The 12,596-nt window shown below is 67.2% G+C and carries 11 protein-coding genes; 5 read left to right on the top strand and 6 right to left on the bottom strand.

Annotated features, from left to right (window positions below; all coding sequences use genetic code 11):
- Positions 1-2: 2 nt before the first annotated feature.
- Complete coding sequence (locus tag AC1RWI_RS29560; RefSeq protein WP_492870090.1) at positions 3-536, bottom strand: PaaI family thioesterase; 534 nt, start codon at positions 534-536, stop codon at positions 3-5.
- A 205-nt stretch (positions 537-741) separates the two neighbouring features.
- Between AC1RWI_RS29560 and nodI the strand changes: the two genes are divergently transcribed.
- The 5 genes from nodI to AC1RWI_RS29535 all read left to right on the top strand — a co-directional run bounded on the left by nodI (position 742) and on the right by AC1RWI_RS29535 (position 6,561).
- Complete coding sequence (nodI, locus tag AC1RWI_RS29555) at positions 742-1,653, top strand: nodulation factor ABC transporter ATP-binding protein NodI (RefSeq protein ID WP_043352110.1); 912 nt, start codon at positions 742-744, stop codon at positions 1,651-1,653.
- Between the two features lie 18 nt (positions 1,654-1,671).
- Complete coding sequence (locus AC1RWI_RS29550) at positions 1,672-2,538, top strand: ABC transporter permease (RefSeq protein ID WP_419188862.1); 867 nt, start codon at positions 1,672-1,674, stop codon at positions 2,536-2,538.
- A gap of 427 nt (positions 2,539-2,965) precedes the next feature.
- Entirely contained in the window at positions 2,966-4,075 is a 1,110-nt protein-coding gene (locus AC1RWI_RS29545) for an efflux RND transporter periplasmic adaptor subunit (protein WP_492870096.1), read from the top strand.
- A complete protein-coding gene (locus AC1RWI_RS29540; RefSeq protein WP_492870089.1) occupies positions 4,069-6,144 on the top strand; it encodes an ABC transporter permease in 2,076 nt (691 codons plus the stop codon). Before AC1RWI_RS29545 ends, AC1RWI_RS29540 begins: the two co-directional genes overlap by 7 nt.
- Before the next feature lie 186 nt (positions 6,145-6,330).
- Entirely contained in the window at positions 6,331-6,561 is a 231-nt protein-coding gene (locus tag AC1RWI_RS29535) for a hypothetical protein (protein WP_043352117.1), read from the top strand.
- Positions 6,562-6,590: 29 nt separating this feature from the next.
- Here the strand turns inward: AC1RWI_RS29535 and AC1RWI_RS29530 are convergent, their stop codons facing one another.
- The 5 genes from AC1RWI_RS29530 to folC form a co-directional block, all read right to left on the bottom strand.
- Positions 6,591-7,796 (bottom strand): O-succinylhomoserine sulfhydrylase, encoded by a 1,206-nt coding sequence (locus AC1RWI_RS29530; RefSeq protein ID WP_043347974.1) that lies wholly within the window; start codon positions 7,794-7,796, stop codon positions 6,591-6,593.
- 424 nt (positions 7,797-8,220) lie between these two features.
- Entirely contained in the window at positions 8,221-9,756 is a 1,536-nt protein-coding gene (gene purF, locus AC1RWI_RS29525) for an amidophosphoribosyltransferase (protein WP_043347975.1), read from the bottom strand.
- A gap of 98 nt (positions 9,757-9,854) precedes the next feature.
- The gene (locus AC1RWI_RS29520) at positions 9,855-10,352 is read right to left on the bottom strand and encodes a CvpA family protein (protein WP_492870095.1); all 498 of its coding nucleotides are present in this window, start codon (positions 10,350-10,352) and stop codon (positions 9,855-9,857) included.
- Between the two features lie 87 nt (positions 10,353-10,439).
- Positions 10,440-11,183 (bottom strand): SPOR domain-containing protein, encoded by a 744-nt coding sequence (locus AC1RWI_RS29515; RefSeq protein WP_150983122.1) that lies wholly within the window; start codon positions 11,181-11,183, stop codon positions 10,440-10,442.
- 110 nt (positions 11,184-11,293) lie between these two features.
- Positions 11,294-12,596: bifunctional tetrahydrofolate synthase/dihydrofolate synthase (gene folC / locus AC1RWI_RS29510; protein WP_492870088.1), on the bottom strand; the 1,303-nt coding region annotated here is incomplete at its 5' end.

Raw genomic sequence — 12,596 nt, 5'->3', positions numbered from 1 at the left:
TATCAACCAGCCGGCATCGGAAAAACCAGACAGGTGGTAGTGGCGTAAGCGTAGAGCTTGCCCTGCGTGTCGACGATGCGGCCCTCGGCAATCCCGATCTGCGTGGTCAGGCTGATGACCTTGCCCTCCGCGCGAATCGGGCCGGTCTTGGCGGTCAGCGGGCGCACGTAGTTCACCTTCAGCTCCAGGGTGGTGTAGCCCTTGCCGGGCGACAGCATGGTGTGGACAGCGCAACCCACGCAGGAATCGAGCAAGGTCGCAGCATAGCCCCCGTGCACGCTGCCGATCGGGTTGTAGTGCTGCGGGCCGGGTGTGCCCTGGAAGACGAAGCGTCCCGCGTCGAACTCCACCGGGAAGAAGTCCATCAGTTGCGCAATCGGCGCACCGGGCAGCTTGCCGGCCAGCATGTCCTCGAAGAACTGCAGCCCGGCACGTTCGCTCAACTGCGCGAGCGTCGCCACGCCCGGGCCTCCCAGCCTGGCGCGCGCCAGTCGTTCCGCTTCCTGCCACTGTGCCAACGTGTCTTGCGCACTCATCTGCTTTGTCTCCATGATCCGCTCTGATCTGCTTTTTTTGTGTCCCATGCACGCAGCAACGTTTGCCGGCATGCGCGCCCCGACGCGAACCAGCAAGATAACCGCATCCGCGAATTCTTGCTGCAGCGCGCCACAGAGCATCCGCGCAGCTGCCTGCATAATGATGGATATTGCGCCCGCGGCGCGCCCAACTCCCGTCCCTGCCTTGACTGCCATTCTTGAACTACGCAATGTAAGCAAGCAATACGGCGACACCGTCGTGGTCGACGATCTCAGCCTGAGCGTGCAACGCGGCCAGTGCTTCGGCCTGCTGGGCCCCAACGGTGCCGGCAAGACCACCACGCTGCGTTTGCTGCTGGGACTGACCACGCCGGCGTCCGGCACGCTCACGCTGTGCGGCGAGCCGATTCCACAACGTGCGCCGCAGGCCCGCATGCGGGTGGGCGTGGTGCCGCAGTTCGATAACCTCGATCCCGATTTCACCGTGGTGGAGAATCTGCGCATCTTTGGCCGTTACTTCGGCCTGGAGCGCGCCGTGATCGAGGCGCGCGTGCCGGCGCTGCTGGAATTCGCGCGGCTGGAGAGCCGTGCCAAGGCACAGGTCAGAGACCTGTCGGGCGGCATGCGCCGGCGCCTGACGGTGGCACGCGCCTTGATCAACGACCCCGACCTGCTGGTGATGGACGAGCCCACCACCGGGCTGGACCCGCAGGCGCGCCACCTGATCTGGGAGCGCCTGAAGTCGCTGCTGGCCAACGGCAAGACCATCCTGCTGACCACGCACTTCATGGAAGAAGCCGAGCGCCTGTGCAACTACCTGTGCGTGATCGACAGCGGCCGCAAGATCGCCGAAGGCAAGCCACATGAACTGATCGACAGCCAGATCGGCTGCGACGTGGTGGAAGTGTATGGCGACAACCTGGAGCCCCTGCGCGGCGAGCTGCACCCGCTTGCGACGCGCACCGAGATGAGCGGCGAGACGCTGTTTTGCTACGTCAAGGAGCCCGCGCCGTTGCTGGCGGCGCTGCACGGCCGCAGCGGCGTGCGTTACCTGCACCGCCCTGCCAACCTGGAAGACGTCTTCCTCAAGCTGACCGGCCGCGAGATGCGGGACTGAGGCCAGACCGACTACGGAATGAACATGAGCGAACAAGACCCCCGCCCCACCGTCGCGCCGGCCGCCGCCACCGCGGCGCACCCGGGCGCCGCGCCGCGGCAGCATTACCCGCAGCCGCTGCTGCCGATGAACATGCGCAACTGGACCATGGTCTGGTACCGCAACTTCATGGTGTGGAAGAAGCTGGCGATTCCCTCGATGATCGGCAACCTGGCCGACCCGATGATTTACCTGTTCGGGCTTGGCCTCGGACTCGGCCTGCTGGTGGGACAGGTCAACGGCGTGTCCTACATCGCCTTTCTCGCAGCCGGCACCACGGCGTCCAGCGTGATGATGTCGGCGAGCTTCGAGTCGATGTATTCCGCCTTCTCGCGCATGCATGTGCAGCGCACCTGGGAGGCCATCATGCATGCGCCGCTGACACTCGGCGACGTGGTGCTGGGCGAGATCATGTGGGCCGCTAGCAAGGCGGTGCTGTCTGGCATGGCCATCATGCTGGTGGCCGGCGCGCTGGGTTATGCGCAGTTGCCGGGCGCGTTGCTGGCGCTGCCCGTGATCGTGCTGGCGGGCATCGCGTTTGCCAGCCTGGCCATGATCGTCACGGCGCTGGCGCCCAGCTACGACTTTTTCATGTTCTACCAGACGCTGGTGATGACGCCGATGCTGCTGCTCTCTGGCGTTTTCTTCCCGCTGGAGCAATTGCCCGCGGGCGCGCAGGCCGCCACCCAGGTGCTGCCGCTAGCGCATGCGGTGGCGTTGATCCGCCCCATCATGCTGGGGCGCCCGGTCGAGAACCTGGTGCTGCACCTGATCGTGCTCGGCGCCTACGCTGCCGTGGCGCTGGTGGTGGCGCTGATGCTGCTGCGCCGGCGGCTGCTGCGCTGAGGTTGCGGCAAAGGGAAGGACTACCGCAAGCGCCCGTGCCGGACATGCATCCTGCCGCGGGACGGGCTGACAAGCCACCCGCGCCTTCCGTTCTGTTTATGTTGCCCTACGGCTTGTGTTGCTGATCGTGCACCCTGCTACAATGCGAACGATTATCGTTTAGATCGTCATTCCATCGCGCAGGTGAGCAGCTTATGCCGGCAGGCAACACATCGCTAGACCTCCATTCCCTCCATTACCGCGACCACCACGGCAGGCGCCATGACTGGCGCTGCGCCGCCCTCGCTCGCCTGGACGTGCCGCACGCCACCAACAACTGCCTGGAGACAGCACCGTGAACCGCACCCACCGCTTGCGCCCCTCCCCGCGCGCGCTTCGGCGCGGCGCGCTCGTGCTGCTGGTCGCCGGCGCCGCCAGCGCGCTGTGGATGGCGCAGCGCCCGGCCGTCGACTACGTCACCGTGCCGGTGGCGCGCGGCGACGTCGAGGCCATCGTCAATGCCATCGGCACACTGCAGCCGCGCCGCTATGTGGACGTGGGCGCCCAGGTCTCCGGGCAGATCCTGCGCCTGCACGCGCAGCCCGGCGCGGTGGTCGACAAGGGCAGCCTGCTGCTGGAGATCGACCCGAGCGTGCAGCGCGCCACGGTGGATGGCGGCCGTGCCGCGCTCGCGGGACTGCGCGCGCAGCTGGCCGACCAGTTGGCGCAGCACCGGCTGGCGGGCCGGCAACTGGCGCGTCAGAAGGCCATGGCTGCCGACGGCGCCACCCGCGACGAAGACCTGCAGGTTGCCGAAGCTGCCTTCGACTCCGCCGCGGCCAAGCTCGACCGGCTGCGTGCGCAGATTGCCGAGACCCAGGCCTCGCAGCGTGCCGAGCAAGCGCGCCTGGGCTATACGCGCGTCTACGCGCCGATGGGCGGCACGGTGGTGTCCGTCGAGGCGCGCGAGGGCCAGACCCTCAACGCCACCTATCAAACCCCTAACGTGCTGCGCATTGCCGACCTATCCGGCATGACGGTATGGACCGAGGTGTCCGAGGCCGATATCGCGCGCGTGCGGCCCGGCATGCCGGTGTACTTCACCACGCTGGGCAGCAACGACCAAGGGTCGCCACGCCGCTGGACCGGCGCCGTGCGCCAGGTGCTGCCGGCCCCGCCCAAGGGGGCCAACGCGGCAGCCAGCGGCGAAGGCAATGCCGCCGCCGCGGCCACCAAGGCGGTGGTCTACACCGTGCTGTTTGATGTCGACAACGCGGACGGCGCGCTGATGCCGCAGATGACGGCACAGGTGTCCTTCGTCGCCGCGCACGCGCGCAACGTCGTCTCCGTGCCGCTGGCGGCGCTGACGGCCAGCGAGGACGCGCCCGGCATCTTTGCGGCGCGCGTGCTCGATGCGAACGGCACGCCGCAGGCGCGCCGCGTGCGCGTCGGGGTGCGCAGCCGCCATCTGGCCGAGGTGCGCGAGGGCCTGCGTGACGGCGACCGGCTGGTCACCGGCGAGCGCGATCGCGACGGTGTGCGGTGGCTGAAATGGTGAGCACCGCCGACATCGACAGCAGCATAACCGGCACGAACAGCGCGAACGGGCCGCCGCTGATTTCGCTGCGCGGCGTACGCAAGCGCTACGGCGGCGCCGGCAGAGGCAGCGCCGCGCACGGCAACCAGCCGCCCGCAGTTGAGGTGCTGCACGGCATCGACCTGGACATCCATGCCGGCGAGTTTGTCGCCATCGTCGGTGCTTCCGGCTCGGGCAAGTCCACGCTGATGCATCTGCTGGGCTGCCTGGACCGGCCCAGCGCGGGCACCTATCACTTCAACGGGCACGATGTGGCCAGCCTGGATGCCGATGCGCTCGCCTGGCTGCGGCGCGAGGCATTCGGCTTCGTGTTCCAGGGATACCATCTGGTCGCCACCGACTCCGCCAGCGAGAACGTGCAGGTGCCGGCCGTCTACGCCGGACTGCCCGAGGCTGGGCGCGCCGCGCGCGCGGCCGCGCTGCTCACGCGCCTGGGCATGGAGGACAAGCTTCACCATCGCCCCAGCCAGTTGTCCGGCGGCCAGCAGCAGCGCGTGTCGATCGCACGCGCGCTGATGAACGGCGGACGCATCATCCTGGCCGACGAGCCTACCGGTGCGCTCGACAGCAACAGCGGCGCGCAGGTCATGGCGCTGCTGCGTGAGCTGGCCGCTGCCGGACACACGGTGATCCTCATTACCCACGACCGCGGCGTGGCGGCGCAGGCCAGGCGCGTGATCGAGATCCGCGATGGCTGCATCGTCGCCGACAACGCGGGAGAAGCCGCCCAAGTGACTGCGCGTAGCGACACGGCCGTCCTGCCGGCATTGCCCATGTTGCCCGCATTGCCCGCATTGCAGATACCAGGCAGGACACACGCCGATGGCGGGGCCACGCTGCTGACCGACATCCGCGAGGCCGCGCGCACCGCCTGGCGTGGCATGCGGCTGAACCGCGTGCGCACCGGGCTGACCCTGCTTGGCATCATCATTGGCGTGGCGTCGGTGATCGTGATGCTGGCCGTAGGCGAAGGCGCGCGCCAGCGCGTGATGGCGCAGATGGGCACGCTGGGCACCACCATCATGTACCTGGGCAGCCGCCCTCCTCCCACCGGCGGGCCCGCCGGCCAGCTGACGCCGGAGGACCTGGAGGCCATTGCCGTGCTGCCCTCGATCCATAGCGTGATGCCGGTGATCGGCGACCCCATCACCGTGCGCCGCGGCAACGCTGAGCGCCAGCTCTACGTGTTCGCCGCCAGCGAGGAAATGCCGGCAGTGCATCACTGGCAGGTGGCGCAAGGCCGCTACTACACTGCGGCCGAGGACCGCAACCTCGCGCCGCTGGTGGTGCTGGGCCACAAGGCGCGCGAGCACTTCTTCGCCGGCATGGCAAACCCGCTCGGCCAGCAGTTGCTGATCGGCAATTCGCCGTTCGAGGTCATCGGCGTGATGGCCGAGCGCGGCGCCGACTCTGGCGCGCAGGACTACGACAACATGGTCTTCATCCCCTACCAGGCAGGCCGCGCCCGCGTCTACCAGGCGCAGACGCAGCCCGACTATGTCGTGGTGCAGGCCGCCTCGTCGGCGCAGGTGCATGCCGCCGAAGCGGCCATGCATGCACTGCTGCTGGCCCGGCACGGCGGGCGCGAGGACTTTTCCATCGGCAATGCCGCCGCACGCCTGCAGGCCGAGGTAGCCACACGCCGCAGCATGTCGATGATGCTGGGGCTGATCGCGGCGGTATCGCTGCTGGTGGGCGGCATCGGCGTGATGAACGTGATGCTGATGACCGTACGCGAGCGCACCCGCGAGATCGGCATCCGCATGGCCGCCGGCGCGCGCCAGCGCGACATCCTGCGGCAATTCCTGACGGAGGCCACCATGGTCACCGTGATGGGCGGCGCGGTTGGCCTCGCCGCCGGCCTGCTGGTGGGAGCGGCGCTGATCGCGGCGGGCGTGCCGACGGTATTTTCCGTGTCGGCCATGGCGGGCGCTTTCGGCTGCGCGGTGGCGACCGGGCTGGTGTTCGGCTACATGCCGGCACGCACCGCGGCGCGGCTGGATCCGGTGGTGGCGCTGGCGGGCGAATAGCGGTAGTGAGCGGCCCTGGGGAGAGTATGATGCCGGGCACGGCGCAAGGTGTCCGGTGTACCTGGAGACCTGAGGCCGGCCGCCCACATCACCTCCACCGTCCCGCAAGCGCGAGCAGTGTCCATGCCATTTCCAATGTACGTACGCGTCGCGCCAGCGAAGAAAGAGCCGCAGGAGAGCCGCGTCATGCGCGCTGCTGCAACGTTGGCCGCTTTGAGCCTGTGCGGCGCAATGGCCGCTTGCAGCGTGGTTGGCGCCACTGTGGCGGTGGGCAGTGCCGCTGTCTCTACCGTGGCCACGGTTGGCTCCGCGGCAGTGAGCGTGGGATCGACCGTGGTCGAGACGACCTACGACGTGACCAAGGCCGGGGTCAAGGCCGTGGCCGGCAGCAGCGACGACGCCGCGCCGGCGCACTGAGCGCTCGGGCGCCTTGGCGCCCTGATGCTTTAGCCCTGCAGGCCGCGCAGCAAGTCCGCCTTCAGGTCCGCTACCGATTCGAGGCCGACAGCCAGGCGGATCAGCCCTTCGCTGATGCCCGCAGCCGCCTTGGCCTGCGGGCTGACGCGTCCATGCGTGGTCGTGTAGGGATGGGTCACGGTGGTGCGCGTATCGCCCAGGTTGCCGGTGATCGAGCACACGCGCGTGTTGTCGATCACGCGCCAGGCATTGGCCCGCTGCTGCTCCGGGGTATCCCCCTTGAGTTCGAACGACACGATGGCGCCGCCGCCGCTTTGCTGGCGCTGGGCCACCTCGTACTGCGGGTGGGACTTCAGCGCCGGGTGATAGACGCGCGCAACCGCCGGATGCGACTCCAGGAACTCGGCCAGTGCCAGCGCGCTCTGGCTGTGGCGCTCCATGCGGATCGCCAGCGTTTCCATGCCCTTGAGCAGCACCCAGGCGTTGAATGCCGACAGCGTCGGCCCGGCCGTGCGCACGAAGGGGAACACCTTGCCCATGATGAAATCGTGCGAGCCCAGCACCGCGCCGCCCAGCACGCGGCCCTGCCCGTCGATATGCTTGGTGGCCGAGTGGACCACGATATCGGCGCCGAATTTCATCGGCTGCTGCAACGCCGGCGAACAGAAGCAGTTATCGACCACCAGCAGCGCGCCAGCGTTGTGGGCAATGTCCGCCACCGCGGCGATGTCGGCCACTTCGGTGAGCGGATTGGACGGCGTTTCCAGGAAGAACAGCTTGGTGTTCGGCTTGACTGCCGCGCGCCAGGCCGCCAGGTCGGTGCCATCCACAAAGGTGGTTTCCACGCCGAATTTGGCGAAGATGTTGGAGAACAGCGTCATCGTGGAGCCGAAGATGGCGCGCGAGCTGACCAGGTGATCGCCCGCTTGCATCGCAGACATCACGATCGACATGATCGCGCTCATCCCGGATGCGGTTGCCATGCACGCCTCGGCGCCTTCCAGCGCCGCCAGGCGGCTCTGGAACATCGCTACCGTGGGGTTGGTGAAGCGCGAGTAGGTGAAGCCCGACTCCGAATTGGCGAAGCGCTCCGCGGCCTCGGCAGCGCTGTTGAAGCAGAAGCTGGAGGTCAGGTACATCGCCTCCGAGTGCTCCATGAACTCGCTGCGCATGGTGCCGGCGCGCACGCCAAGCGTATCGATGCCGAGGGAGTCGAGGGGAAGCGGTTCGTTCATGATGGGGAGGCGGTGGTACCCGCGCGGTTATCCGTGTAAGTGGTGGTAGCCTGGCTGCCCCGGTTGCGCGCCGGCGGCAGCAATGAAAAAGCCCGTGCGATCCTTGGCCGGGGGCCGAATCGACGGGCTGCTTGTGTTCGTTGGGATAAGCCCCGCGCCGCGGCGGGAATCCGGCTTGCCAATGTGCCTGTGGTGCGCACAACCGGGAAGCCGGCGTTCCGCTTTAGCTGTTTCGGGCATTTCCCTGTGACGGGCAATTTCCTGTTCCGCGAGCAATGATCAACAACAACGATCAACCCATCGCTCCGGCAGTACCCGCGTCCGCAAGCTGACAATCAAATCGACGCCCGGCAATGTTACGGCCGGGCCTCGCTTCTCGTCAACTCCACGCCGGTCATCACGGCGATTGCGGGCGTGCGCCGTCTTACTCGTTGCCGCCGGAGCGTTGCAAGTGCAGTTGCGAGCGCTCGCTATCGCCAAGGCCACCGGTGCCATCGCGATCGGCCTGGCTGCGCGCGGTTTCCAGGCGCTCCAGGTAGGCTTCGTCGATATCCCCTGTGACGTAACGGCCATCGAAGCACGAGGCATCGAAGTCGTTCAGCTTGGGGTTGATGTCGCGCACGGCCTGCTTCATGGCTTCGACGTCCTGGTAGACCAGCTTGTCGGCGCCGATGATGCGGGCGATTTCTTCATCCGTGCGGCCGTAGGCGACCAGTTCGCTGCGGGTGGGCATATCAATGCCGTACACGTTGGGGAACTTCACCGGCGGCGCGGCCGAGGCAAAGATCACCTTCTTGGCGCCGGCTTCGCGCGCCATCTGCACGATCTCGAAAGACGTGGTGCCGCGCACGATGGAATCGTCCACGATCAGCACATTCTTGCCCTTGAACTCCACGCCCATGGCGTTGAGCTTCTGGCGCACCGACTTCTTGCGCACCGCCTGGCCGGGCATGATGAAGGTGCGGCCGATATAGCGGTTCTTGAAGAAGCCCTCGCGATAGTTCACGCCCAGCTTGTTGGCCACCTGCATCGCGGCCGGACGGCTGGAGTCGGGAATCGGCATCACCACGTCGATGTCACCCGCGGAGACTTCGCGGCGGATCTTCTCGGCCAGGTAATCGCCCATGCGCAGGCGCGCGTCGTAGACGGGCACGCCATCGATGCACGAATCCGGGCGGGCCAGGTAGACGTACTCGAAGATGCACGGCGTAAGCACGGGATTATCCGCGCACTGCTGGGTGTAGAGCTTGCCGTCGAGGTCGATGAAGATCGCCTCGCCGGGCGCCACGTCGCGCTCGAGCTTGTAGCCGATGCCTTCGAGCGCCACCGACTCCGACGCCACCATCCACTCCTTGCCGGTCGGCGTTTCCACGCTGCCCAGGCACAACGGACGGATGCCGAACGGATCGCGCACGGCCAGCATGCCATAGCCAGCGATCTGCGCGGCGATGGCGTACGAGCCACGCACGCGGCGGTGCATGCCGGCCACGGCCTTGAAGATCGTGGGCGGATCCAGCGCCAGGCCGCTGCTGGCGCGCTGCAGCTCGTCCGCCAGCACGTTGAGCAGCACTTCGGTATCGGAGTGCGTGTTGATGTGGCGGCGGTCGCGGCTGAACAGCTCCTCGTGCAACTGTTTCCAGTTGGTCAGGTTGCCGTTGTGGGCCAGGATCACGCCGTAGGGCGCATTGACGTAGAACGGTTGGGCTTCTTCCTCGCTCGAGGCCGAACCGGCGGTGGGGTAACGCACCTGGCCGATGCCGGCGGCACCCGGCAGGCCGCGCATATTGCGCGTGCGAAACACGTCGCGCACCAGGCCGTTGGCCTTGTGCATGTGGAAGGTGCTGCCGTTTGCGGTAGCGATGCCGGCTGCATCCTGTCCGCGGTGTTGCAACAGCAGCAGGCTGTCGTAAATCAATTGGTTAACGGGCGTGGATGAAACCACACCGACGATACCGCACATGCCAAGCTCCCAGGAAAGGCGTTTGAATCAGGGGGCGGCCCCGCCCTGTAGGGAGGAGCCCGCGTACTACCAGCCGGGCGGGTCTGCCCGGCCTCATGTCATGTCTTGACGTATTTGGCGACTTCGGGAGGCAGCCAGGGCCGCAGCGACGCCATCGCCTGCATCACGTAGGGCCGGGACAGCGCATCGCGCCAGAATGCTTCCTCAGGCAGCTTGGTGAACCCGGCCACGGTCACCACGAACATCACGACCAACGCGCCGCGCAGCAGCCCGAACACCAGCCCGAGGCCACGGTCGGCAGGCTTGAGCCCGGTGCTCTCCAGCAACTGGCCCAGCACCGTGCCGGCCAGTGCCGCGGCGATCACGGTGCCGATGAAGACCACCGCGAAGCCCAGTGCGCTGCGCGCCAGCTGCCCGCCGGGCACCGATTCGGGGATCCAGCCAGCCGCAGTGCCCGCGAAGTGGTAGGCCACCAGGAACGCCACCACCCAGCCGATCAGCGACAACACTTCCCGCACCAGCCCGCGCAGCACGCCGATCAGGCCCGAGGTGACAAGGATGAAAACAACGCTGTAATCGAAAAAAGTCGGCTGCATGCGTAATACGGTGTCCCGGTGCGGCGGCTGGGTAATGAGGATAGTGGGGCTCATGGGGCTCATGGGATAACCAGCCCGCGCCGGGCTTTACTGTTCGATCACCTTGGCGGTCAGGCCCGCGGCGCGCACCCGCTTCTCGGCGGCGTCAGCCGCATCGCGATCCGAAAAAGGGCCGGCGCGCAGCAGCACACGCTCGCCGTCGGCCAACACCTTCTTCTCGATATAGGCGGGCACCTTGCCTGCCTTGAGCTTGCTCAGCCAGAGCTTGGCCTTCTCCTCCGAGGAAAAGGCGCCGATCAGCACCAGGAACTTGCCGCTGCCCGGCTTGGCCGCGGGGGTGGCCGGCTTGTCGGCGATTTTCTCGGCAGGCGCCGCCGCAGTCGCTGCGACGGTGGCAGCAGCGGCCGGCTTGGCCGCTGCCGAATCGGCAACCAGCTCCTCACCGGCATCGAGCGCCTGGCTATCGAGCTTGGATTGCGGAGCGGGCGGTAACGGATCCGCCTTGCGCGCATCAGGCTTCACCTTGCCCGCGGCGCCCCCCGGGCCACCATCGATCTTGACCGCAATATTGTCGACGACCGGCCTTGGCTGGGTCTCGAAGACGATCGGCAGCACGATGACGGCAGCCGCCATCAGCACCACCGCGCCGATCAGGCGCCGGCGCGCCCGCTGCTTTTGCGGAAACTCCGGGTCGAGCGTGTCGTCCGCATACTCCTCGGCCAGGCGCCGCGACGAAGCGATGCCTGCACCCGGATCCGAACGCGAGCGGCGCCCACGCTCCGGTGCCGGGGCGTTGCCCTTGCGGGAAGAAAACAGCGAAAGCAGGCCCATAGATTGGTTCGGTGCGACGGCCGTAAAACCGGCCGTTGAAATTGTCGCTCAGATTGCGCGGCGATTTGCCCCGGTGTTAGCCCCGGAAAACTACCCGGCGGCCGCGCGACTCAATTTGCCCGGGTAGCGCGATATGCCATCACGCCCGCCACGGTGTAGAACGATCCGAAGACCAGAATTCTATCATCCTCGGTCGCTCTGCCGAGGGCATCCCGGTAAGCCGCCTCCGGACTGGCAAAGCAGGCCGCAGTGGCATCTGGCCCCGGATGGAAACCGCCCTCTTCCAGCTTCTCCAGCAAGTCCGCCGCGCTGGCCGCGCGCGGCGTCGGCAGGTCGGCCAGGCACCAGTGGTCGACCTTGTCGGCCAGATGGCGCAGCACGCCGGCGATGTCCTTGTCCTCCATCGCGCCGAACACCGCGTAGGTGTAGCGGAAGAAGCCCATGTTGTCGAGGTTCTGGCCAAGCGTGGCAGCCGCATGCGGGTTATGCGCCACATCCAGGATCACCGCCGGGCGCCCCGGCATCACTTGGAAGCGTCCCGGCAACTCCACGAAGGCGAGCCCGTTGCGCACTTCCTGCGCACTCACCGGCAGCCGCGAGCGCATCGCCTGCAGCGCAGCCAGTGCAGCCGAAGCATTGAGCAACTGGTTGGCGCCACGCAGCGCGGGATAGCCCAGCCCGTTGAGCTTGCGCTCGCGGCTGCTCCAGTCCCACTGCTGGCGCTCCTGGCCCTTGGAAGCCTGCTGATGGAAGTCCCGGCCCACCAGCCAGAGATCCGCACCGATCGCCTCGGCATGATCGATCACCGACTGCGGCGGCACCGGATCCGCCACGATGGCCGGCACGCCCGGACGGAAGATCCCCGCCTTCTCGTAGCCGATCTTCTCGCGCGTATCGCCCAGGTAACTTGTGTGGTCGATGTCCACGCTGGTCACGATGGCGCAATCGGTATCGATCACATTCACCGCATCCAGCCGGCCGCCCAGCCCAACCTCCAGGATCATGGCATCCAAACCCGCCGCGGCGAACGCATGGATGATGGCCAGCGTGGTGAACTCGAAATACGTCAGGCTCACCGGATCCGCAAAGCTCGTACGCGCCCGCTCCACCGCCTCGAAATGCGGCAACAGCTGCGCGTCGGTGGCGAACTCGCCATTGATGCGCGCACGCTCGTTGAACGCCATCAGGTGCGGCGACGTATGGCAACCCACCTTGTAGCCCGCCTCAAGCAGGATGCGCTCCAGCATGGCGCAGGTGGAGCCCTTGCCGTTGGTGCCGCCGACGGTGAACACCACTGCATCGATGCGCAGCCCCAGGGCCTCCTTGACGCGGGTGATGCGCGCCAGGCCCATGTCGATGCCGACCGGGTGGGCGGATTCGAGATGGGTTAGCCATTCGGGGAGGGAGGGGAAG

This window comes from Cupriavidus sp. MPR-AND1C (assembly GCF_058809705.1).
This window is presented reverse-complemented; position numbering and strand designations above follow the sequence as displayed.